The sequence below is a fragment of the Pseudomonas sp. NC02 genome (assembly GCF_002874965.1).
Classification (GTDB): Bacteria; Pseudomonadota; Gammaproteobacteria; order Pseudomonadales; family Pseudomonadaceae; genus Aquipseudomonas.
In genome coordinates, this window is record NZ_CP025624.1 from 2,215,168 (window position 1) to 2,236,474 (window position 21,307).

Here is a 21,307-nt window from a genome sequence, read left to right on the forward strand (position 1 = left end):
GGATATGTTACTTAGCCTTTGATACTGCCAATAACAGGAACCGACGCTGATGCTCGCTGCCTTCAGACACTACCCGTTTTCGGTCAATCTGCTGCTGTCGTCTGCGTTGTTCCTGACCCTGGGGCGCGCCATTACCCTGCCGTATATGGTGATTTATCTGTCATCCAACTTCACGTTGGGCATCAGCGAAATCGGCCTGGTGGTGGGCGGTGCAATGCTCGTCGGTTCGTTGCTGAGCCTTTACGGCGGCTACCTGACTGACAAAATCTCCAGCTACCGATTGATCCTCAGCTTCACGGGGTTTTTCACCGTCGGCTTCATCGGCATGTGCGTCACGTCGCACCTGTGGCTGTTTTTCCTGTTTCTGGTGTCGTTCAACTTCGCCTATTCAGTGATCGATATCGTGGTCAAGGCCGCGTTTGGCAAACTGCTGCCGGAAGCCGAACGCGGCAAAGTGTTTTCGGTGCGCTACACCCTGATCAACATTGGTTACGCAGTGGGGCCGTTCATTGGCGCCGGGCTCGCGCACATGGATATGAAACTGCCGTTCCTGGTGTCGGCGATCCTGGGCATGGGCTTCTTCCTCACCTATTGGGTGTGGGGCGACAGGAGCCTCAGCTCCGCCGACCCGGCCAATGCCCCGGTGTCGTTCGTCGCGGTGGGGCGCATTCTGCTCAAGGACTATCGCCTGGTCTGCTTCACGGTGGGCGGCGCGTTGAGCGCCGTGGCGTTCGGCCAGTTCACCGGCTACATCTCGCAATACCTGGTGACCACAAGCACGCCGGAATTTACCTACCGGGTCATCAGCTCGGTGGTGGCGGTCAATGCGACCGTGGTGATCTGCCTGCAGTACATCGTGGGCAAGCGCATTACCAACGAGCATCTGAATCAATGGCTGACGGCGGGCTTCAGCCTGTTTCTGCTGGGCGTCGTCGGTTTTGCGCTGTCCACCACCGTGCTGCATTGGGCGTTGGCCGTGGCGATATTCACCGTGGGCGAAATCATCGTGTTCCCGGCCGAGTACATGTTTATCGACCGCATCGCACCGGAGCACCTGCGCGGCATGTATTACGGCGCGCAAAACCTGTCCAGCCTCGGCGGTGCGCTGGGGCCGGTGCTGTGCGGGTTTGCCCTGGCAACGCAGTCGGCGCATTTCATGTTCTATATGCTCGCGGCGTTTATCGTGGCGGGTGGGTGCTTCTATCTGATGGGGGCTTCCTATTCCAAACGCTACGACACTGGACGCGGGGAGTGAGTGCTTTACCTATCCTCCACGCCTGCCCAGGTGAGTAAGCCAAACTCAGGTGTTCATGGCGGCCCCTTCAAAAAACGCCGCGCATGATCCGGATCCGGCAACAGGCAGGTGTCGTATTTCCCGAAGAGCCGATAGCGATTACGCGCGATGCGATCATAAGCCCAATCCCGAAGGAAGCGCGGGATGGCGCGCAGCACCAGCAACGGGCGCCAGCGGGCAGGCAGTTGCGCAATGATTTCGAACACCGCCTCCGAACGCTCCCAGTAATGCCTGTCGCGGATCACTGCGAGGGTGTCGAACTGATCCAGCGGCAACCCGGCCCAGGCTAATAGCGCCTGACCTTCGGGCGACTGAACGGCCGCCAAGCGCACATGTCGGTCGTGGTCGTGGCGAATCAGGAACCTCGCCCAGCCGTTGCACAGCTTGCACACACCGTCGAACAGCACCACGGTTTCGCCGGGCTTGAGGAGTGGTGCGGGAGTAGGCCGGGTGTGGGAGGCGGGCATCAGCGTGGGTCCAGTCGGGCCGGGTTAGCCTGGATCATACCCGCGTTCGGCACGACTCAGCGCTGCCCGCAGCCCCGTCGATGCACTGGTGAGTGGAGCAGGGCCCGTCGTTACAAGCGAAGAGGCTTCGCTCATGGACGCTTGCGCCAGTGCCACGATAGACGCGCCATCCCCATAGGCACGGTCCGCAGCCTTGGCGATGGTCGCGAGATAGCCGTGCAGGTCGCCCGCCTTGAACATCGCCCACGCCCCCGGAACCAGTTGCACCTCCACCGACGCCCCGGTGTGCTGTGCCATCTGGTAAAACAAGCGAGCAGTCGGCTCGAGTGTGGTTTCGACAGCGCACAACACCACCACCTTCCCGCCAGCTTGAACCGCCGCGAATGCCAGCGCTTCATCTGCCCGCAAAATCGGCACCGGGGTGTGAGTACCGGCAAGTTCAACCACCGGGCCCAGGGTCGAACAGGTGAGCACCACTGCATCGCAGTGCTGAGCCAGGGCAACCAGCGCCAGCTGCGTTTCCTCGGCTATGCCTGCGGTCAGCTTACCCGCGCATTCAACCGCTGCCAGAAGATCGGCCCGGACTGCATGGTGCAAAACCCGTGACCTGATCCCCAGCGCTGCTGCGGCAGCGTCAAACACGGCAATGTTGCTCTCGGCGGTATGCAGGCAGGTAATACGCATCGCTCAGGTCTCCGGCACTTTTGAACACCCGCCGACTTTAACGCGACAACACCGGCGCCGCGCCTTTTTCCTCCGCGCCCACCTCATGCAGCGAGATCCGCGACGTCTCCGGCAACGCCAACCCGCCCGCCAACGCCAGCACCGCCACCGCAATCAGATAAAACGCCGGCGACAGGTTGCTGCCGGTGGTACTGATCAACCACGTCGCCACCAACGGCGCCGTACCGCCAAAGATCGTGTACGCCATGTTGTAGGTAATCGCCGAAGCCGTATACCGAGTGCGTGTCGGAAAGGTCTCCGACAACAACGCCGCCGTCACCACCCCACACAGCACCGCGCCCACCGCCAGCAACATCACCCCTACCACCGACGCCGCGAACGACCCGGAACTGGCCATCAGGAACGACGGGTACACCACCACAATCAACAACACACACGCCGTCATCACCGTGACCCGACGCCCCACCCGATCCGAATACAACCCCGCCAGCGGGCAGATCGCCGCCGCGAAAATCAGCGCAATCAGCGACACCAGCAACGCCACCGCCCGACTCAAGCCACCCGCCACCTGCAGATACGTCGCGAAGTAGGTGGTGAACATATAGAACGACAACGCCGTGAGCGACACAAAAGCGCCCAGGCAACAGATCGCCGCACCATGGTTGCGCAAGGTTTCCTTGAGGGGAGAGTGCGCTACCGCGTGCTCCTGCTTCACCGCCTGGAAGGCCGGCGTCTCATCCAGCTTCCAGCGCAGGTAAAGCCCCACCAGCCCCAGCGGCGCAGCGATCAGGAACGGCAAGCGCCAGCCCCAGCTGCCCATTGCCTCGGCGGACAGCGAAGCCTCCAGGGCGTACGCCACCACGGCCGCCGCAGCGAACGCAGAAAACGTCGACACCGGCACAAAACTGCCATACCAGGCGCGCTTGTCACTGGGCGCGTGCTCCATCAGATAGGCACAGGCCCCGGCGTATTCGCCCCCGGCGGAAAAACCCTGGGCGCAGCGAATCAACGACAACAGAATCGGCGCCGCCACGCCGATGGCGGCGTAGGTGGGCAGCAGGCCGATCAGCGTGGTGGCGCCCGCCATCAGCAAAATCGTCATGGCCAGCGTGCGTTTGCGCCCGATCCGGTCGCCGAGCATGCCAAAGAAAATCCCGCCCAGGGGCCGGAAGGCGAAGGCCACCGCGAACACCGCAAAGGTCTTGAGCAACGCCGCGCTGGCGTCACCGCTGGGGAAGAATTGCTGGGCGATGGTGGTGGCGAGAAAACCGTAGACGGCGAAGTCGAACCACTCCACGAAGTTACCGATACCGGCGGCGATGATCACTCTGCGCAGGGTTTGGGGGCTGACCTGGTCGGTGGATGGGCTCGTCATGGGGGAAGGCCTCGGCGGTGGTAAGGGGATGCTTGATTATCGGGGGCGGGGATTGGGCGGCGGGGCTCAAAAGAGTCGTCCGCGTAGTCAGTAGCGACTGGGTGGGAGTGATGCAGGCAGGATTTGGGCCAGGTAAGGCGGGGAGCTATCCAGGGAGGGGGTGGGTGATTTCTACGCAAGGACCACAACGGAAAAGGGGGCATTTATTAGATCAAAAATAAATGCCTCCTTTTCCGTCCCGTATTGAGACCTACGCGACCTGAGAGGAATAGGGGTCTGACTCCTATTTCATTCTTAGCGTACAAAGCCGTTTCAGTAACTTAATGCCCTGAAACCGGCTCTTCCTCCTGAACTTTGCGTATGACGTTGGAGACCGACTCCAGAGCCACCAGGTCTTGCCACTTGCCATCTGCAACGATTCTGCCCGTGTCGAAGACGATGACTCGATCAAAGTGATTGAGCACAGTGAAATCGTGGGTTACACAGATTAGACTTTTATCGGCAAAGCAGGTGAAGAGTGCATCCCAGATTAACGAGGCGCCCTGAGGATCAACGGATGAGGTCGGCTCATCGAATATGTTGAAATTCCCAGGTCGTAGCAGCACGCGTAGAAGCGAAAGCTTTTTTGCTTCGCCACCGGAAATACTGGTCGCGTCTTGATTTATCGTTCGAACAGGCAATTCGTCAAACAGGTGCTGGATATTGAGCTGCGCCGCGACGCTGCTAAATGTCGAGTTGAACGAGCCATGAAAAAAAACAGCGTCTGCCAGGTTGCCTGATAAAAACTTCGGAGTTTGGGGGCAATACCGAATGAGCCGAAAATGTTCCTCTTCAGCGATTGACTCTAGCGCGGTCTGCCCTATCCGGACGGTGAGCCCGGAACGCTGCTTCACGCCCACGAGCAGTTCCACAAAGGTTGATTTTCCGGAGCCACTTGCCCCAACGACGGCAAGATGCTCACCGGGGCGCACTTCGATGGCCTGTTGAATGACTAATGAAACTCCCTCGGCGATCAGTGCAGTGGAGGCGGGGTAAATCAAGCTGTCAGAATCCAAGGGCAAGCTCTCGGCCTTACCCTTGAAGCTTTGCTCGCGCAGAATCGATCGAAACTTGGCGTAGTCCGAAGAGAATTGATCGGCGAAACGATAGACCTCTCCGATGCTGAACACCGTGTTGAAAAACATCGTGGATAAGGTAAACAAGACGACAAAGTCGCCGACCGTCAGTTCGGACGCCGAAGCCTGTCTTACAAAGATGCCGTACCCGATCACTGTGCTGCTGGTCAGGGTTAAGAAAAGTGCCCTTGACGCCCCTAGTACCGCAGCGGAATATCCGACTTTTGTGGCGGCATCCGCGTACTGGTAAAACGTATCGAACAGGGGTTTCAGCCCCGATTCCTGGGCCCGCTCCAGCCTTATCTGTTTACCCGCCTGAATCGTGTTTGCAAATACTCCCGCCTGTTCATCTTCGGCGTCATTGACCGCATCGATATGAGCGCGGCGCCACGTGATCAAGTAGTGGGTCAATGCCAGGTAGACGCCGGAAAGTGCAAGCACAAGCGCCAGGAACACAATATTCGCAATCCATACCAGCCACGCCGAAATCACGATGAACTCGATGCAAAGCGGCAAAATAGTGATCAGCGCGTAGTTAAGAATTCGCTCGCTGGCTTGTATGCCGCGTTCAATCGATTTGAGCATCTTGCCGATATTGATCGATGAGAACAGGTCGAAGTGCTTGGTGAATATCTCGCGAACCCATCGAATCGAAACATCGCTGAGCCCTTTTTGAATAAAACGGGTCAAGTAGTACCCCTGAATAGGGATAAGAATAACGTTAATAACGCCGACGCAGATAAACCCCAACAGATACAAGGCCGTCTCTGAATCCAAGGTGTGCTGGGTAAAGGTATCTACTACGCGCCCGATGATAATCGCCGGCATTATGGTTGCCACTTTGGATAGGATGACAATAACCATCACCAGCCAGAACAGCCTCTTATGGCGGTAAAGTGCGTGTTTAAAATCCTCAAGCATGACCCGCCTCCTCAGTTGCTCTCGTTAATTGTGTTCAAGCAAAACGTTGTTGGGTACCACGAGAGAAAAGAGTAGGGGGCAGCCCCCGTTTTCAATAATGGTGGTCTGACCCCTATTTAAAAATGTGGGCGCAGGCTATCCCAGTTCACACTAGCCTCCAATACCAGCCTCGCTATTATTTATGCATACCCAAAGAGAAAAATATTCTATGAGACTACTCTATAAATTTTCACATGTTGTGCCTCATGGGGCGTGAATTCAGGAACTCTCAGGATTTTCCAATCAACTTGCCGCATGGCGTTGTCACGTCGTGACTTTCCCGGCACGGGCCACTATTTGCCAAGAAAATACTTCATGACGCAGTTCTCTATTTTCTACTGCGCAGTTGATACCAGCCCTTCACCGTTCTCCCGTCAGGCACGTCACCACGCTTTCGCAGCTCGCGGTAATCGCCAGCTGCAAGACCCAAACAGCGCAGACACCAGAGAAGAATAGGGGTCAGACCACGTTTTCAATAATGGTGGTCTGACCGCTATTTCTGCATCTATTATCTGAGGTCGAACCAACGACCGAAGTTGTCGAAGTGGGATTACTTTTGAGCATGGGGCCGCCGATGCAGGGAAAAACGTTCGAGATAGTGCGAATAGATCAAATCCACGAAATTGTTTCGCCAACCGTAGAGTCACTTTTACAGCCGTTAGGATTCGAAGTTCAGGGCCCGCTATCCTGGCTTCGTAGCGTCGATGCTCCCATTCGCCAACTCTTTCGCCTTGAGCAGTGGAAAGGCGGCGCGCTAGCGCCGTCATGGGCTCTGTCACTGGACTTCGTTCCCCATCTTTCCGGCAATGAAATCAAATGGCACAGGACGTCAAAATCAGCACGACCTGATCTGACTTTCGATGTGCGCGATCGAGCGTTTGATATCTCATGCAGCTGCGGACCTGATGCCATAGCAACCAGCGCACCCAATATCCTCCGGGCTGCCATTCCAAAAGCTGAATCGTTTTGGGACGAGGCTCGTTCGATAGCCGACCTGCCTGGTGCTTTCGAGCGGGTCAAGCAGCATTTGTCGACGGGTGGCCTGGGTTTCTACAACTACATACAACATCCTCTTGCATACGCGTTTGTATTGGCCATGAACGGCAAGCCCGACACAGCCGAAGAAGAGTTTCAACGCTATTCACAGCGTCTTTCAGAGGCGGCTCGAAAAAAGCTCCGCAAGCTATTCATTGATGCAGGCGGTCACCTTGGCTAAGCGAGTACGGCTTTTTCAACAGAATCGGCCAGAAGCGGCCGCTCATGACCGACCGCTTCCGACCCAAAGCTGCACTTCGCGAAGGGCAGCAATCGGCCAATAGCTGCCAGTGATGGAAAGCTGCTCCTGAATCAAAGCGGAGGTTAAGCAGTGCATCTGGCAGTATGTTTTCTGACAAGCTTGTCCCGAATCCTTCGCACAAATAAATTGACGAGTACTTCAATCCCATGACCAAAGGTCTGAGTGATGCCAACCTTAACTACGTACTTAAGGCACTCGAAAATGACCAAAATATGGGATTAAGCGTGATGTGTGAGCATCTGCAGATCGAGAGTCACGATCTTGTAAATCAATTGGCGATCTCAATGGCGACACTGTTTATGACGGGCACTCGCGATTTTCATTACTGTGATGAAGTAATGAATATTGTCAGCAGCTATATTGGCGACTTGTGCATGCACGTGGAGGTGCCCCAACCGGCATTCTCTATTTACCAGGCATTTGATGCAGGTGAGTATTGGCACAGCGGCGATGACCGGGACATATTTCCTTGGGAGAAGTGGACGCGGCCTGAGCTCGAGAGAATATTGTGTGAGATCAACGACGGCGCAACCGGGCTTTCGAAGTAGGTTCGACTTGACTCTCAAAGGACTGCTTTTGGCTGTGGATTCAACCGGTCGATGCAACAGATTGGCTAAATCGTTCTGCCGGTCAACGCCCCCTCTGCTGTGCTGGTTACATTTGATGCAAACGACTGGTCAAGTCGAATTAAAGTGAGCGGGTAAGTGGAATGCAATTCTCCAGCTGAATTCGGGCACCGCAGAGGCGTCGGTTGAAGGTAAATGCGCGTCAGCCTGATTTTCTGATCATATCCAGCTCATCCTCCAGCGCGCCTAAGAATATTTTGACCCGCATAGGCGTAAAACGTCGGCTAGGCGTCACGGCCCAGACCGAGAGATCCTCCATTTCGGCATCCTGTAACTCAACGATTTCAAGCTTACCGTCGCGCACTTGGCGGATGATGTCCCATGAGGTCAGCATGGCGAGGCCGAGACCTTGGATCGCTGCGCTTCTTACCGCGTCTACGCTGCTGGTGTTGACACGACCGTTTACACGCTTGCGAGTGAGCGCTCCATCAATGATGAACGGCCAGCGCGGAATGGCTTGAAGCTGAATGCAGTGGTGAGCCGCCAGCTCAGTCAACTTCGTAGGTCGGCCATGGCGGCGTAGGTAGTCAGGCGATGCACATATCACGCGGGGGTTTGAAGTAATTCGCTTGGCGACCAGTTCGGAATCTCCCAATGGTGCAAGGCGAAGGGCTAGATCCAGCCCTTGTCCGACGATGTCGATCACTTTGTCCGAGAGATCTAGGTCAACGCTCAGATCAGGATGGGCTTCCAATAAGCGAGAGAGCATAGGCACCACTATTGATTGGCCAAATACGCTCGGTGCGGTCATGCGCAGGACGCCTTTCGCTTTGGCGGACGCCGGGCCCAGTTCGCTTTTCGCACTGTCTTCCGCATCAATTATCGTTGATGCATACGGCAGGAAGAGCTGGCCTTCAGAGGTGAGCGAAACTGATCGGGTGGTGCGATGGAACAAGCGCGTGCCCAATTCTTCCTCCAGTGCGGCCACTCGCCGTGACACCTGCATAGGCTGCACATCCAGTTGACGCGCAGCAGCGGAAAGACTGCCGGCAGACGCGACTGCCTGAAATACCCGAAGGTCGGACGTCAGCATTTTATATCCTTTTTTGTTAAGCCCGCTTCACTGGCAAGAGCCTTTGTCTCGCCAATTTCGCTCGATAGCATGCTTGAAACAGCCGGTTCCATAGTGTGTTAAACGACTTTACGAGGCAATTATGAGCGAAACAAAGCAAGTCATCTTATCGGCCTACGATATCAAAGGCGCGCATTTCCGGAACCGCCTATCGGTAGCACCGATGACGCGGGTAACTGCGACGGAGGACGGCCTGGTCACGCAAACTATGCGTGACTATTACCTACGGTTCGCCAAAGGCGGGTTCGGTCTAGTCATCACCGAAGGTTTGTACACCGATAAGGCATTTTCGCAGGGGTACCCCAACCAACCGGGATTAGCAGATGAGGAGCAGGCAGCAAAATGGGCGATGCTCAACCAGGATCTGCAGGCGCAGGGCACTCTCGTTTTTGCGCAGATCATGCACGCCGGTGCGCTGAGTCAGGGCAATATCTATCGCCATCACAACATCGCCCCCTCTGCCGTACAGCCCGTGGGCAAGCAGATGACTGTTTACCATGGCACAGGCTCCTACCGTATGCCTGTCGAAATGACTGAAGCTGAGATCGCGGAGGCCATTCAAGGCTTCGTGGATACGGCAGCACGTGCGGTCGAGGTGGCAGGATTTGATGGTATCGAAATCCACGGAGCGAACGGGTACCTACTCGACCAGTTTCTGACGGCCCACACCAACTTGCGCAATGACTGCTGGGGCGGTGATATCCGTCAGCGGATGAGTCTTCTCGTCGAGGTGGTCGCTGCGGTGAAGGAACGTATCGGAGCGAAAGTGCCGGTGGGCATCCGTATTTCTCAGGGCAAGGTCAACGATTTCAAGAACAAGTGGCTCGGTGGTGAAAGCGACGCTCAAATTATCTTCAGTACTCTGGCTGATGCTGAGGTCGATTTTATTCATGTCACTGAGTATGAGGCGTGGCAGCCTGCATTCGAGGGTTCTCAAGAAAGTCTCGTCGCTATGGCCAGGAAGTATGCTCCGGGCGTGTCGATCATTGCGAACGGCGGCCTGCATGATCCAGATCGTGCAGCCGAGGTAATACGTTCGGGGGCTGATCTTGTGGCGTTGGGGCGCGGCGCGCTCGGCAATCCTGACTATCCTTTGCTGATCGAGGCAGGCGCAGAGCTTCGTGAGTTCGATGGTTCCATCCTTCAGCCCATCGCCAACATCAAGGAACGTGAATTGGACGTAGAGTTGTGCGAATAGCCGCGACTAACTCGTAGACTAATAGCCGCGCGAATGCCCGTCCCATCATCAGGGCGGGCATTGCAGCTGCTATTTAATCCGTGTCAGGAATATGGCGTTACAGGCGGGCTGGGCAAGTTGAAATCAGTTCTATGCGATCAGCGTGCACCAGTACGTTATGCTCGAACTTCACGAAGCCAACGTCTTTTCGTCCAGCCATGCATTCGATGGCAATTGCCATGCCGGCCTCAATCTTCGTTTCGTTGCCAGGCACCAACCAAGGCGATTCCCAGCCAATACCGTAGGAATGCCCGTGCAGCGGGTATCCGCAATAAATCTCTCTGCTCTGAAGTACCTGCAGAACGACGTCATACAGCGCTTGTGCCGACACCCCCGGCCTGCACGCGTCAACGCCTGCCTCAATGGCCGCAATTGCGCCGTCGTACACTTCATTCTGTTCAGCTGTCCATTTACCGCCTGCGACGACAGATCGCGAAAAGTCCCAAGTGTAGCCTTCGACGGCTGCCCCGTACATGTCACAGTGGAAGAGGTCGCCCGCTTCAAGCTTGCGTGTCGTCCATTGCGGTGCCATGCCATGTGCGTAGAAAGATGAATGCGGGCCTGAGGAGCAGGCCGCGTCGATCATTGCCGCGCCCCGACGAATAGCAATGTTGTAGGCAGCCGCAACAGCATCGGCTTCAGTGGTGCCAACGGTGGCTGCACTTTTCATCATCGCCTCCATGGAGGCATTGCCCACCTCGGCGGCTTCGCGAAGCAGTTCGAACTCGAAAGCTGACTTATGGGTGCGCAGCCCTTCAATAGCGTAATCGAGCTCTATGAACTGTACGCCCACCGCAGCGCTGAGCAGGCGTTTGTAGACAGACGCAACCAACCAAGGCCCGGCGACCAGGCCTACGCGGGAACTGCCGAGGCCAATTTCCTTTAGCGTTGCCGCAACTTTGTCGGGAACGAAGCCATTTGCCGAGCGCACGTCCTGAACGGCAATCACGTCCCGACGAATCGCCGGTGACTCGGTGATTAAAATGGGTTCGCCTGTGGCAGGGATGATGACGGCGCCGTGAGAAAGTCCCGCCCAGAGACCCGGTAGATCCGGAGCATAGGGAAACACAGGGCAATAGTTGGAGAGGTAGATCAGGTCGTTAGCTGTGTCGACGGTGCCGCCACCTTTACCCCAGATAACCAGTGCCTCAACGCCGTTGGCCTTGGCAACAGCTTGGGCGCGCTTCCAACGATTTTCAAACTCAGACTGGGGAGTGCGATTCGTAAGCAAAGTGTCATCCTCTTGGAATGCTTAGATGAAACACCGAGCTTAATGGCGAGGTTTGTTGACGATAAGGCGGTAAGTTCGTTATAGGTTATGAACTTAAAGTTGATAATCGAGGCGAATGTGCAATCCACATCGAGCGGTCATAACCCGGCACTTCTCCCTGGACTTTCGGTGTTCGTTACGGTGGCCCGTAATTTGAGCTTTGCCCGTGCTGCCTCCGAGTTGGGTGTCAGCTCTACGGCGGTCTCCAAAACGATAAAGCAGGTGGAGGCAGCGCTGGGCGCCAGGCTCTTTAATCGCACCACGCGCAGCGTTTCCCTGACCGATGCCGGAAGTCAGTTACTCAAGACTGTCGAGCCTGCGCTGGCTTCCGTGGACAGCGCCATCGATCAGATCCGATCAGACTACGATCAGCCGAGCGGGGAGCTTCGCATAAATTCCTCCCACGTCGCGTTCGTCTCCTTGATCGAGCCTCATCTCACCGAGTTCTTGCGGTTGTATCCGGCCCTGAGCGTGGAAGTTTCCATCGACAACATTCTCAGCGATATTGTGGGAGGGGGATTCGATGTCGGCGTGCGGTTGGGGCATACCGTCCAGCAAGATATGATCGGCGTGCCTCTGGGGCCGCCCCAACATCGCATTGTCGTTGGTTCTCCAGACTACTTCCGTCAGCACGGCGAGCCCAAGGAGCCTCAGCTACTGATAGCTCATATCTGCATTCGTCAGCGACTTCATACGCGAGGGCAATTTTACGAATGGGTATTCTGTGTTAATGACAGAAATCAGCAGGTCAACGTGACTGGCAATGTCATATACGACGAAATGCGCGCGGTGGTTTCTGCTGCGTGCAAGGGCGTGGGGCTAGCCTACGTATTTCGCCAGTTTGCCGAGAAAGAGCTTGCCGAAGGAAAGCTGCGCGCAGTGTTGGAACCCTTCAGTCCGGTCGGGGAGCCTTTCTATTTGTACTATCCCCACCGAACGCACATGCCCGCCAAGTTGAGGGTCTTCGTGGATTACCTCAAAGCCAAATGCCCCTAGCCTGCTGACCAGGTTCTATAGTGCGAAAGCCCCTTAAGTATCACATCCAGAGCCAAGGCTTTTCAGTCGACTGCCGTTGCTAGATCGTTGCAACTCTCCGCTGCTCTGTGCTTTTCAATTTCGTCCAGCAGGTCGGCGTTTTGTTCGGCCCAATCGTATAGCGCCATCAAGGGCTCCACAAACCTGACCCCATTTTCAGTAAGCGAATACTCAACCATGGGGGGAATAACTTGGAAGACTTTACGGACGATCAGTTGGTCTCTTTCAAGTTCGCGTAGGGTCTGTGTCAGCATTTTCTTTGAGATACCGGGCATGGAGCGTTGGAGCTGGCCGGTGCGCAGCGGCCCGAAGCTCAGCACGTAAATCACCATCGAAGACCACTTGGGAGCCATGAGAAAGTGGATCCTGCGGGGAGGGCAGGTCTCGTAGACCACCAGGGGGTGACCTGGATTTAGAGAAGTAGGGATGCTCATGGTTACCTTTTGGTACCTACGTTACTAAATAGTGCCTAGTAGACAGAGTTGACCTATTCCCCCAATCTTAACTCATACTTTCCTTTAAGTCCTACCCATCTCAAGGAGGCACTCTCGTGTCCACGCCGCTGACTATGCATGCCCAGGTTCTAAAAGATTACACCGATGGAACCCTACACCTTACATCTGTAGTAAAGCCTACCGCTGGCCCCGGCCAAGTTCTCGTCCGCGTCGTTGCCAGCGGCCTAAATCCAATTGATACCAAGATCAGAGCTGGCGTCGCCCCGTATGCAATGCCCGAATTGCCCGCGATTCTCGGCACGGATTTAGCCGGTGTGGTTGAGCTCGTCGGTGAAGGGGTTAGTCGCTTCAAAGTAGGGGATGAGGTCTATGGGCTGACCGGGGGCGTACGTGGGCTTCCCGGCACATTGGCTGAATATTCAGCGGTAGATGCAGACCTACTGGCGCTCAAACCAGAAAATCTGAGCATGCGTGAAGCTGCTGCTCTGCCACTTGTATTCCTCACCGCCTGGGAAGGCCTCGTAGATCGCGCAAATGTCCAGCGGGGGCAGCGGGTATTTGTGCAAGGTGGCGCAGGTGGCGTTGGGCACGTCGCAGTCCAGATCGCAATCGCTCACGGAGCACACGTCTTCGCAACAGCTTCTTCGCAAAAGGCTGATATCGTTAAAGCATATGGCGCGACCCCCATTGACTACCGCAGCACAACCATCGAACAGATCGTGAGTGAATACGCGGACGGGGTTGGCTTCGATTTGGCATATGACACCGTGGGCGGGTCGAGCCTAGACGATGCTCTGATTAGCGTTAAACCTTATGGACACGTTGTCAGCTGCGCGGCTTTTGGTGTGCATAACCTGGCGGCAGGCTCACTCCGGTGCGTAACCCTTTCAGGAGTGTTCGTCCTTCTACCTATGCTCAGTGGTAATGGCCGCGCACATCATGGTGAAATCCTGGAATTCGCAACCCGCTTGGCGGAGGAGGGCAAACTCAAGCCTTTGGTAGATGAGCACGTCTATTCGCTAGAGGAGGCCCAAAATGCACACTCACTGGTTGAGTCCGGTCAGGCTGTAGGTAAGGTGGTGGTCAACGTAGGGTCTTGAACTCCTACCAAGCAGGCCAGATGGCGACCCTTGAGCCAGATTCGCTCACAAGCGCCAGCCGTTGATCATTCCAAACTAGGTCTGCTCAAACAACATCTGGAGAAGTAGGGCACGCACTGCCGAGCTCTACTTCAAACTTTTGATTTCTTCAGGCTGACTGAGTCGCCCCGGATTTCGTAGCCACTCCTAGTTGTCCGCTTTTGGCCGAAACCAGCCCTTTAATTTCCATACCGGTCTACCATGGCCCCCCCGGCAGTGGTTCCACGCGCTACCGACCTCAATCTCAAGGTATCGCCCATGACCTCGTTCACCCGCACCACCCCATCCCGCATCTCATCCGAGGCATCCCAATGAGCATCGACCAAATCAGCCTCCCAAAAGGCGTAGGCCCGCAGGCCATCAAACTCCTCGACGCCATCACCGGTGCTGACACCAAAGAAGACCTGAACCGCGCAGGCGGCAAGGCCGAAGGTTTTGTATTGGGTCTGGAAAGCGCCAAGGCCATCAAAAGCCAAATCGCCGAGTCGTTGTATGTGGCATACGACGACGCGGCGAGTAATCGGTTGGGTGAGTTGAAGGGCTAGTCCCGCAGGGCCGCGTTGGGCTCTACGCCCGAGGTGTTTCGCGGTCCATCAGTTTGCCGATCAGCAGCACACTCAATTCGCTCAGTTGGTGTATGGCCAATGCCACGTCGCGGTCTTTGCCGGTCAGTTCGTCGGACAGGTCGAGCAGCAGGGCGCTGACGGAGGTAACGGTTTCGTAGCTGTTGGCGATCAGGATTTCGCTGCTGACGCCGGAGGTGACGCTGAAGAGGGCGGTTGCCTCTGGGACTGTCTCGGCATCAGTGCCGGGATTGAGGTAGTGATCAATGGCGCGCTGGGCAGCCTGGTGGAGTTTTTGATCAGGCGTGTTAGGAGGATTCGGCGTTACTTTGAACATGGTGCAATTCCTGAATGGGGCCGACACCCTTTCGCTACTACACAATAGGGTGGCAGCTGTACGCAGGTTAGTAGACCGGGGAATTACACAAAGCCGGCGCACCCGAAGGCGCCCTACGCACAGCCACCATCAAGCACAGACAGGAACGTCTGATAGATGCAGCTCATGCACTATGTGTAATTGACCCTAGGGCTACTAAACCCGATCACTGAGTTTTCAGCGACCGAGCAACCTTAGAGATGGCCACCCAGGTGCACAAGCCGGCGGATTCTGACGTAAGCGTAGGCAATGGAGCAAGGTGGTGTTGTCTTTCAAAATGACGGATTTACCCCGTTGCCCCGCGTTAGCGTTGACGTTTTTCGCGAGCAAGCTTGCTCCTACAGGGCCGTGTGAACTTTTACCGGTGTGTAGGGCGTCCAAGCTGTAACGAACCCTGAGCCAAGGACACGCGATGATCACCTTCCTTATTTTTCTTCTGGCCTGCGGTGCTGCTGCGAGCACCGGCATTATCTTCAAACCGGGCGACTGGTACGCCACCCTGGTCAAACCCAGCTTCACGCCTCCCAACTGGCTGTTCCCGGTCGCCTGGACCATCATCTACCTGCTGCTGGCTTGGGCTGGCTATCGCTTGACCCTGATTCCCGGCAGCGAAATCGTGCTGGCTCTATGGGCCGCACAGATCGCCCTCAACACCCTGTGGACGCCCGTGTTCTTCGGCGCCCACCGGATTTTCGCCGGGATGGTGATCATCACGCTGCTGTGGCTGGTAGTGGCGGCCATGGTGCTGCTGACGGTGCGCCTGGATTTGATCACCGGGCTGATCCTGTTCCCGTACCTGGTGTGGCTCAGCGTTGCGGCTGCGTTGAATTTCTCCATCCTGCGCAATAACCGCTGAGCCTGGCGGCGTGGGCAGAGGGCGGAAACATCATTGCCATGATGCCCACGCACACTGGCCAAGGTGAACATCTCTTTTAGAGATAGAGGGAATATCGAATTGGGAACTCACACGCTGTGGCCTGCTGAAGAACATGAACTGGCGCAAATGCAGCGCTTTAACCAGAAGCTCGCCTGGATGCCGCGCTTTCGCATCCGCAACCGCGTGACGCCCCGGGTGATCCAGGCGCTGTTGCGCTCCAGCCAGATGGTGGCCGGCAACAAGTTGCTCAAGCATGGCCTGCACGCTGAAAGCCGGCGGGTGGGCTCGGTGCCGGTGCGCATCATCCGGCCGAAGGGCAAGGCCAGGGGCGTGGTGCTGGATATCCATGGCGGCGGCTGGGTGATCGGCAATGCGCAGATGAATGACGACCTCAACGTGGCCATGGTGAATGCGTGCGAGGTGGCGGTGGTGTCGGTGGATTACCGGCTGGCGGTGAATACACCGGTCGAAGGGATTCTGGAAGACTGCCTGGCCACGGCGCGCTGGTTGCTGGCGGACTGTGAGGAGTTCGCCGGCCTGCCGGTGATCGTTGTCGGCGAGTCTGCCGGGGGGCATCTGGCGGCGGCCACGCTGCTGGCGCTGAAGCAATCGCCCGAATTGCTGGCGCGGGTGAGCGGGGCGGTGCTGTATTACGGCGTCTACGATTTGACCGGTACACCGAGCGTGCGCACGGCGGGATGCGAAACGCTGTTGCTGGACGGGCCGGGCATGGTGGAGGCGCTGCGCTTGCTGACGCCGGGCCTGAGTGACGAGCAGCGTCGGCAGCCGCCGTTGTCACCGTTGTATGGCGACCTTGCCGGGCTGCCGCCGGCACTGATGTTTGTGGGGGAGCTGGACCCGTTGCTGGACGACACGCTACAGATGGCCGAGCGATGGGCGGGGTCCGAGGTGTTTTTGTTACCGCAGGCGGCTCATGGGTTTATTCATTTTCCGACGGCGATGTCGGGCCGCGTGCTGGCTTACAGTCGCGAGTGGATAACGGGTCGTTTACGCTCGGTTGGTTGATATTGGATTTTTACAACAAGGCCACATGGAAAGATGAAAATAAGAAAGTCGTTCATCGCGTCGCTGGGGATTTTATCGCTGGTTCAAACGTCACTGTCCTTTGCGGACAACGCTAACGGGAAAAACATTTATCTGCAGCGCTGCGCCATGTGCCACGGCGCGGATATCAAAGGCACGGGACCCTTGGCGAATAAAAGCAATCCGCCTACGCCTGACCTGACAACGGCTACTTTCAAAAAACGCTTGAGTGATTATCCGGGCGTTATCGTGTCGTCCGTCATTCTTCGTCCAAATGGCGACCTGATTCCCAGAACGTTGCGGGAGAACGGTGTGAGGTTGTCACCGTTCACCTGGAAAGTTCAGGACTTCCGCGACTTGAATCAGTACATGAGTGGAGTGATTTCAAAAAGCCGATGATGCTGCTCGTTCCCACGCTCTGCGTGGGAATGCATCCCGTGACGCTCCGCGTCACCAACAGCGGGACGCAGAGCGTCCCCGGCGGCATTCCCACGCGGAGTGTGGGAACGATCAGTCAGCAACCGCTCAACGCTACCTGCGGACGCTCACCTGCAAAGAAGAACGGCCGCAACCGCACGCCCACGCTATTGCCGATAAACGCCGCCACCAACCACACCCAGCCATGCAGGCTGCCCGAGGCAATCCCGCTGAAGTACGCGCCGATGTTGCAGCCGTACGCCAGTCGCGAGCCGTAACCCAACAGCAACCCACCGATCACCGCGGCGAACAGCGAGCGTGCCGGAATTTTGAGGCTTGGAGCGAAACGCCCGGCCAATCCCGCAGCCAACAGCGCACCGAGGATGATGCCGACGTCCATCACACTGGTGACGTCTTCCCACACCGGCGCCGCCAGGGCATTGGCATTGCCCGGCATTTGCCAGAACGCCCAGCTGCCTACGTCCACGCCCAACCCGCCGGCAACCTTGGCGCCCCACAGGGCGAACGCCGAAGTGATACCCCATGGCCGCCCGGCCAGTGCCAGGGTGGCGTAGTTGAGCAGGGCCAGGCCAATTGCGCCCCACACCAATGGCCATGGCCCGCGCAGGAAGCGGCGCAGGCCCTGGTGCTGGCTAGTGACGCCGGCTTCGAGTTGCCCGTGACGGCCTTTTTCCAGGCGCACGGTAACTGCTGCGATGACCCCGAACACGGCCAGGCTCGCGAGCAATGCCGGCATTACACCGAAGCTTTTGACGATGGAGATCGCCGGGAACGAGGGCAGGGCAAACCACCATTCGATGTGGTGAGTCGCAATCAACGAACCACAGATAAAGAAGAACAGCGTCACCAGCATGCGCGCGTTACCACCGCCCACAGTGAACAGGGTGCCGGACGCACAACCGCCGCCCAGCTGCATGCCGATGCCGAAAATGAATGCCCCGAACACCACCGAAACCCCGGCCGGTGCCACCAGCCCGACCACGGGCTGGCCGAACAGGGTGCCGGCCCCCAGCGCGGGGAAGAACAGCACCACGGCAATCGCCAGCATCACCATCTGCGCACGCAAGCCCGCGCCACGCCGGTCGGTGATGAACACCCGCCAGGCCGAGGTGAAGCCGAAGGCAGCGTGGTACAGCGTCAGGCCCAGTGCGGCGCCGACCACCAGCAACAGCACCTGGCGCGAGCCGACGCTGTTTTGCAGGAAGACGGCGCCGAACAGCAGGATGGCAAACGCCAGCAATGGCGCGACCGGCTTGCGCGCTGGGGTTGTGGACAGGGAAAGGCTCATCGGGAATCTCGGGTGATGTGGGTTAAGGGCGAGGTGGCGAAGTATAAACCTCGCGCTCCGCCACTGGCGCCTTGAAAAGCAACGCCAGCGCCACGATCACCGACAGCGCCACGGCCACTGCGCCCGCCAGGTACACCGATGCCACTCCGGCCACGCCGGCCAAGGCGCCGATCAGCGGGGTGCTGACCCCCAGCGAAATATCCAGGAACGCCACATACGCACCCATCGCCAGGCTGCGGGATTGGGGCGGCGCGCGCTTTATCGCCTCCACCCCAAAGCCGGGAAACGCCAGGGAGTAGCCGAAACCGGTCAGCGCCGCGCCCAGGTAGGCAGTCAACGCACTGTCCGCGCCCCAGATCAACAGCTGCCCGGCGGCTTCGATTATCACGCACACCAGCGCGACCTTGGCACCGCCGATCTTGTCGGGCAGGTGCCCGAAGAAAATCCGCGCGCCGATAAACGCCAGACCAAAGGCGGTAAACGCCAATGACGCATTGCCCCAGGCCTTGGTGGCAAACAGCAGCGCGATAAACGCGGTAATCACGCCAAACCCGACGCTTGCAAAGGCCAGGCCCAACCCCGGTACCCACACCGAGCGCAGCACCTTGAAAAACGAGGTGCGCCGCTGGCTGGTCGGCGCAACGCCTTGCGCTCCGGCGACGATGGCCAGTGCCAGCAGCGGAATCACCATGGTCCCGACGGCGATCCCGCTGAAACCCCACTGGCTATTCACCGTCACTCCTAGGGGCGCCCCCAGGGCAAACGCGGCGTAGATTGCGATGCCGATCCAGGCCATGACCTTGCCGGTATTTTGCGGCCCCACCAACCCGACACCCCAGCCCATCGAGCCGGTCACGATCAGGCTTTCCCCCAGCGCCAGCACCACGCGCCCGGCGAGCAACACCCACACCGAGACCACCGGTGATGCCACAAACGCCAGGGACGCGAGGTAGATCAAGCCGGAGCTGGCCGCCACCAGCATGCCCACAAGCATGGCGCGCTTGGGGCCGCGCATATCGGCAAAATTGCCGGCCCAGGACCGCGACAACAATGCCCCGGCAAACTGCGCACCGATCACCACGCCCACCACCAGCGGGTCCATGCCCAAGGTGTTGTGCAGGTGCAGCGGCAGCACCGGCAGTTGCATGCCGATGATCAGGAACCCGACAAACACCGCCAGGGTGATAGGCAGTAATTTCAGTACCACTGGGCTTACCAATCCAGACATGAGTTGAATCCTCTGACGGGCATCAGCCCAGGCGAACGGAAAGCTCGACGTCGTCACCGATCGGCACCGACAGGTAGCCGTTTGCTGGCGAACGCACCCGGGCCAGGTAGTCGGGGCAGTAGTCGGTGTTGTCGGCGATGATCAGCGCGCCGGGCTTGAGGCGGCTTTCCACCAGGTTCAACACGTCGCCATACAGCGCCTTGGCGCCGTCGAGCAGCAGCAGGTCGACGCTGTCGGGCAGGCCGGTGGCCAGGGTAACCAGGGCATCGCCTTGGCGGATCTCCACGAGGTCGCTCACGCCGCCTTGTTCCAGGTGTTGCCGGGCGAGGGCGATCTTCGAGGGCTCGAACTCGCTGCTGATCAGCGCGCCGCCGCCGTTGTCCCGCAGGGCGGCCGCCAGGTGCAGGGTGGACAGGCCGAACGAAGTACCGAACTCGACGATGGCCTGCGCTTTGCTGCTGCGTGCGAGCATGTACAGCAGGGTGCCGGTGTCGCGGGAGACGGGCAACCACAGGTCTTTCAGCATTCCGTAGAGTGCCAGGTAGTCGGTCTTGCTGCGCATCAGGCGGTCGCGTTCTTCGTGGGTCACTGTGTTGATGATGGGGCTGGTGGCGGCATCGGCCTGTGTGTACAGCCGTTCAATCAGGGCCGCCATCGGGGCCGAGGTAAGCGTATTCATGGGGATGTCCTGCTGCAGGTTGAGCGCCGTGAGGCGCCGGGCTAGTATGCGAATGATTCGTCGCATTTAAAGTATGCGAACAATTCGTCACATTCGCTATTCGCATTCCAACGGCAGCAGGAACGCCCCATGACCGATCGCCAGACCTCGCAGATTTCCTCACGCAAAGAGCCCAAACAGGCGCGATCCACCGGGTTGGTGTCGGCCATTCTCGAAGCGGCTATTCAGGTTTTGGCCAAGGAAGGTGCCAGCCGTTTCACCACCGCACGAGTCGCGGAAAAGGCCGGTGTCAGCGTGGGGTCGGTGTACCAGTACTTTCCCAACAAGGCGGCCATCCTGTTTCGGCTGCAGACCGATGAGTGGCAGCAAACCTCGCAGATGCTCAGCCGCATTCTGCAGGACGTCAGCCAGCCGGCCCTTGAGCGGTTGCGGGCGTTGGTGCATGCGTTTATTCGTTCGGAATGTGAAGAGGCGCAGATGCGCGTCGCCCTGAGCGACGCCGCGCCGCTGTACCGTGATGCGCCCGAAGCCCATGAGGTTCGCGCAGAAGGGCAACAGATTTTCCAGGCGTTCATGCTGGAACTGCTGCCGCAGGTGCCTGAAGCCACCCGCGCTTTGGCTTGCGATTTGATCGCCACCACCTTCAGTTCGGTGGCAAAGGAATTCTCGGGAAGCCCGCGCACTGAGGCGCAAATCACCGCCTATGCGGATGCCATGGCGGATATGTTCAGTGCCTACGTGACGGTGCTGAACCAGACAGCACGATGACCCGCAGGGCGGGCCATCGC

General features: G+C 58.0%; 22 protein-coding genes. 11 read left to right on the plus strand and 11 right to left on the minus strand.

The genetic code is table 11. The features are described from left to right. Positions 1–49 precede the first annotated feature (49 nt). Positions 50–1,255: an MFS transporter gene (locus C0058_RS10395; protein ID WP_102368496.1), complete on the plus strand. Its 1,206-nt coding sequence runs from the start codon at positions 50–52 to the stop codon at positions 1,253–1,255. Positions 1,256–1,308: 53 nt separating this feature from the next. Here the strand turns inward: C0058_RS10395 and C0058_RS10400 are convergent, their stop codons facing one another. From C0058_RS10400 to C0058_RS10415, 4 genes are all read right to left on the minus strand, one after another. Continuing rightward, entirely contained in the window at positions 1,309–1,761 is a 453-nt protein-coding gene (locus C0058_RS10400; protein ID WP_102368497.1) for a thiol-disulfide oxidoreductase DCC family protein, read from the minus strand. Between the two features lie 24 nt (positions 1,762–1,785). Then, positions 1,786–2,445, minus strand: coding sequence for an aspartate/glutamate racemase family protein (locus tag C0058_RS10405; RefSeq protein WP_102368498.1), 660 nt, complete (start codon positions 2,443–2,445; stop codon positions 1,786–1,788). 37 nt (positions 2,446–2,482) lie between these two features. Beyond that, a complete protein-coding gene (locus C0058_RS10410; RefSeq protein WP_102368499.1) occupies positions 2,483–3,820 on the minus strand; it encodes an MFS transporter in 1,338 nt (445 codons plus the stop codon). Positions 3,821–4,140: 320 nt separating this feature from the next. After that, positions 4,141–5,856: an ABC transporter ATP-binding protein gene (locus C0058_RS10415; RefSeq protein WP_102368500.1), complete on the minus strand. Its 1,716-nt coding sequence runs from the start codon at positions 5,854–5,856 to the stop codon at positions 4,141–4,143. Positions 5,857–6,469: 613 nt separating this feature from the next. Here C0058_RS10415 and C0058_RS10420 point away from each other — a divergent pair. Both C0058_RS10420 and C0058_RS10425 read left to right on the plus strand, forming a co-directional pair. Further along, complete coding sequence (locus C0058_RS10420; protein ID WP_256579565.1) at positions 6,470–7,111, plus strand: hypothetical protein; 642 nt, start codon at positions 6,470–6,472, stop codon at positions 7,109–7,111. Positions 7,112–7,338: 227 nt separating this feature from the next. After that, the gene (locus C0058_RS10425) at positions 7,339–7,740 is read left to right on the plus strand and encodes a hypothetical protein (RefSeq protein ID WP_102368502.1); all 402 of its coding nucleotides are present in this window, start codon (positions 7,339–7,341) and stop codon (positions 7,738–7,740) included. 220 nt (positions 7,741–7,960) lie between these two features. Here the strand turns inward: C0058_RS10425 and C0058_RS10430 are convergent, their stop codons facing one another. Next, positions 7,961–8,851: a LysR family transcriptional regulator gene (locus tag C0058_RS10430; RefSeq protein ID WP_102368503.1), complete on the minus strand. Its 891-nt coding sequence runs from the start codon at positions 8,849–8,851 to the stop codon at positions 7,961–7,963. A 121-nt stretch (positions 8,852–8,972) separates the two neighbouring features. Between C0058_RS10430 and C0058_RS10435 the strand changes: the two genes are divergently transcribed. After that, positions 8,973–10,088 carry an NADH:flavin oxidoreductase gene (locus C0058_RS10435; RefSeq protein ID WP_102368504.1) on the plus strand — a complete coding sequence of 372 codons (1,116 nt, stop codon included), beginning with the start codon at positions 8,973–8,975 and terminating at the stop codon, positions 10,086–10,088. Positions 10,089–10,185: 97 nt separating this feature from the next. On the opposite strand, the gene C0058_RS10440 is transcribed toward C0058_RS10435, so the two are convergent. Further along, a complete protein-coding gene (locus C0058_RS10440) occupies positions 10,186–11,358 on the minus strand; it encodes a Xaa-Pro peptidase family protein (RefSeq protein ID WP_102368505.1) in 1,173 nt (390 codons plus the stop codon). Between the two features lie 87 nt (positions 11,359–11,445). Between C0058_RS10440 and C0058_RS10445 the strand changes: the two genes are divergently transcribed. Continuing rightward, entirely contained in the window at positions 11,446–12,393 is a 948-nt protein-coding gene (locus tag C0058_RS10445; protein WP_102368506.1) for a LysR family transcriptional regulator, read from the plus strand. 62 nt (positions 12,394–12,455) lie between these two features. Here C0058_RS10445 and C0058_RS10450 read toward each other — a convergent pair whose 3' ends face one another. After that, entirely contained in the window at positions 12,456–12,785 is a 330-nt protein-coding gene (locus C0058_RS10450; RefSeq protein WP_256579566.1) for a helix-turn-helix domain-containing protein, read from the minus strand. A 215-nt stretch (positions 12,786–13,000) separates the two neighbouring features. Here C0058_RS10450 and C0058_RS10455 point away from each other — a divergent pair, with 215 nt between their 5' ends. Then, on the plus strand, positions 13,001–13,987 hold the full coding sequence (locus C0058_RS10455) for a zinc-dependent alcohol dehydrogenase family protein (RefSeq protein ID WP_102368508.1): 987 nt from the start codon (positions 13,001–13,003) through the stop codon (positions 13,985–13,987). A 350-nt stretch (positions 13,988–14,337) separates the two neighbouring features. Next, a complete protein-coding gene (locus C0058_RS10460) occupies positions 14,338–14,571 on the plus strand; it encodes a hypothetical protein (RefSeq protein ID WP_003214497.1) in 234 nt (77 codons plus the stop codon). A 22-nt stretch (positions 14,572–14,593) separates the two neighbouring features. Here the strand turns inward: C0058_RS10460 and C0058_RS10465 are convergent, their stop codons facing one another. After that, complete coding sequence (locus C0058_RS10465; RefSeq protein WP_102368509.1) at positions 14,594–14,926, minus strand: DUF6124 family protein; 333 nt, start codon at positions 14,924–14,926, stop codon at positions 14,594–14,596. Between the two features lie 454 nt (positions 14,927–15,380). On the opposite strand from C0058_RS10465, the gene C0058_RS10470 reads away from it, so the two are divergent. From C0058_RS10470 to C0058_RS10480, 3 genes are all read left to right on the plus strand, one after another. After that, the gene (locus C0058_RS10470; protein WP_087694353.1) at positions 15,381–15,821 is read left to right on the plus strand and encodes a TspO/MBR family protein; all 441 of its coding nucleotides are present in this window, start codon (positions 15,381–15,383) and stop codon (positions 15,819–15,821) included. Between the two features lie 147 nt (positions 15,822–15,968). After that, complete coding sequence (locus C0058_RS10475) at positions 15,969–16,868, plus strand: alpha/beta hydrolase (protein WP_102368510.1); 900 nt, start codon at positions 15,969–15,971, stop codon at positions 16,866–16,868. 33 nt (positions 16,869–16,901) lie between these two features. Further along, positions 16,902–17,285, plus strand: a complete 384-nt coding sequence (locus C0058_RS10480; RefSeq protein ID WP_102368511.1) for a cytochrome c — start codon at positions 16,902–16,904, stop codon at positions 17,283–17,285. A 115-nt stretch (positions 17,286–17,400) separates the two neighbouring features. Here C0058_RS10480 and C0058_RS10485 read toward each other — a convergent pair whose 3' ends face one another. From C0058_RS10485 to C0058_RS10495, 3 genes are read right to left on the minus strand one after another with little or no spacing between them, the layout of a single operon-like run. After that, entirely contained in the window at positions 17,401–18,612 is a 1,212-nt protein-coding gene (locus tag C0058_RS10485) for a YeeE/YedE family protein (RefSeq protein WP_102368512.1), read from the minus strand. A 22-nt stretch (positions 18,613–18,634) separates the two neighbouring features. Beyond that, a complete protein-coding gene (locus C0058_RS10490) occupies positions 18,635–19,840 on the minus strand; it encodes an arabinose transporter (protein ID WP_102368513.1) in 1,206 nt (401 codons plus the stop codon). A 22-nt stretch (positions 19,841–19,862) separates the two neighbouring features. Further along, complete coding sequence (locus C0058_RS10495; protein ID WP_102368514.1) at positions 19,863–20,519, minus strand: O-methyltransferase; 657 nt, start codon at positions 20,517–20,519, stop codon at positions 19,863–19,865. A gap of 129 nt (positions 20,520–20,648) precedes the next feature. On the opposite strand from C0058_RS10495, the gene C0058_RS10500 reads away from it, so the two are divergent. Beyond that, complete coding sequence (locus C0058_RS10500) at positions 20,649–21,287, plus strand: TetR family transcriptional regulator (protein WP_102368515.1); 639 nt, start codon at positions 20,649–20,651, stop codon at positions 21,285–21,287. Positions 21,288–21,307 lie beyond the last annotated feature (20 nt).

Coding starts and splice junctions, on each gene's coding strand:
- C0058_RS10465 (WP_102368509.1), bottom strand. CDS start 14,926: ATGTTCAAAGTAACGCCGAATCCTCCTAACACGCCTGATCAAAAACTC.
- C0058_RS10495 (WP_102368514.1), bottom strand. CDS start 20,519: ATGAATACGCTTACCTCGGCCCCGATGGCGGCCCTGATTGAACGGCTG.
- C0058_RS10450 (WP_256579566.1), bottom strand. CDS start 12,785: ATGGCTCCCAAGTGGTCTTCGATGGTGATTTACGTGCTGAGCTTCGGG.
- C0058_RS10475 (WP_102368510.1), top strand. CDS start 15,969: ATGCAGCGCTTTAACCAGAAGCTCGCCTGGATGCCGCGCTTTCGCATC.
- C0058_RS10490 (WP_102368513.1), bottom strand. CDS start 19,840: ATGTCTGGATTGGTAAGCCCAGTGGTACTGAAATTACTGCCTATCACC.
- C0058_RS10425 (WP_102368502.1), top strand. CDS start 7,339: ATGACCAAAGGTCTGAGTGATGCCAACCTTAACTACGTACTTAAGGCA.
- C0058_RS10430 (WP_102368503.1), bottom strand. CDS start 8,851: ATGCTGACGTCCGACCTTCGGGTATTTCAGGCAGTCGCGTCTGCCGGC.
- C0058_RS10485 (WP_102368512.1), bottom strand. CDS start 18,612: ATGAGCCTTTCCCTGTCCACAACCCCAGCGCGCAAGCCGGTCGCGCCA.
- C0058_RS10445 (WP_102368506.1), top strand. CDS start 11,446: ATGAACTTAAAGTTGATAATCGAGGCGAATGTGCAATCCACATCGAGC.
- C0058_RS10420 (WP_256579565.1), top strand. CDS start 6,470: ATGCAGGGAAAAACGTTCGAGATAGTGCGAATAGATCAAATCCACGAA.
- C0058_RS10395 (WP_102368496.1), top strand. CDS start 50: ATGCTCGCTGCCTTCAGACACTACCCGTTTTCGGTCAATCTGCTGCTG.
- C0058_RS10410 (WP_102368499.1), bottom strand. CDS start 3,820: ATGACGAGCCCATCCACCGACCAGGTCAGCCCCCAAACCCTGCGCAGA.
- C0058_RS10405 (WP_102368498.1), bottom strand. CDS start 2,445: ATGCGTATTACCTGCCTGCATACCGCCGAGAGCAACATTGCCGTGTTT.
- C0058_RS10400 (WP_102368497.1), bottom strand. CDS start 1,761: ATGCCCGCCTCCCACACCCGGCCTACTCCCGCACCACTCCTCAAGCCC.
- C0058_RS10480 (WP_102368511.1), top strand. CDS start 16,902: ATGAAAATAAGAAAGTCGTTCATCGCGTCGCTGGGGATTTTATCGCTG.
- C0058_RS10415 (WP_102368500.1), bottom strand. CDS start 5,856: ATGCTTGAGGATTTTAAACACGCACTTTACCGCCATAAGAGGCTGTTC.
- C0058_RS10460 (WP_003214497.1), top strand. CDS start 14,338: ATGAGCATCGACCAAATCAGCCTCCCAAAAGGCGTAGGCCCGCAGGCC.
- C0058_RS10500 (WP_102368515.1), top strand. CDS start 20,649: ATGACCGATCGCCAGACCTCGCAGATTTCCTCACGCAAAGAGCCCAAA.
- C0058_RS10435 (WP_102368504.1), top strand. CDS start 8,973: ATGAGCGAAACAAAGCAAGTCATCTTATCGGCCTACGATATCAAAGGC.
- C0058_RS10455 (WP_102368508.1), top strand. CDS start 13,001: ATGCATGCCCAGGTTCTAAAAGATTACACCGATGGAACCCTACACCTT.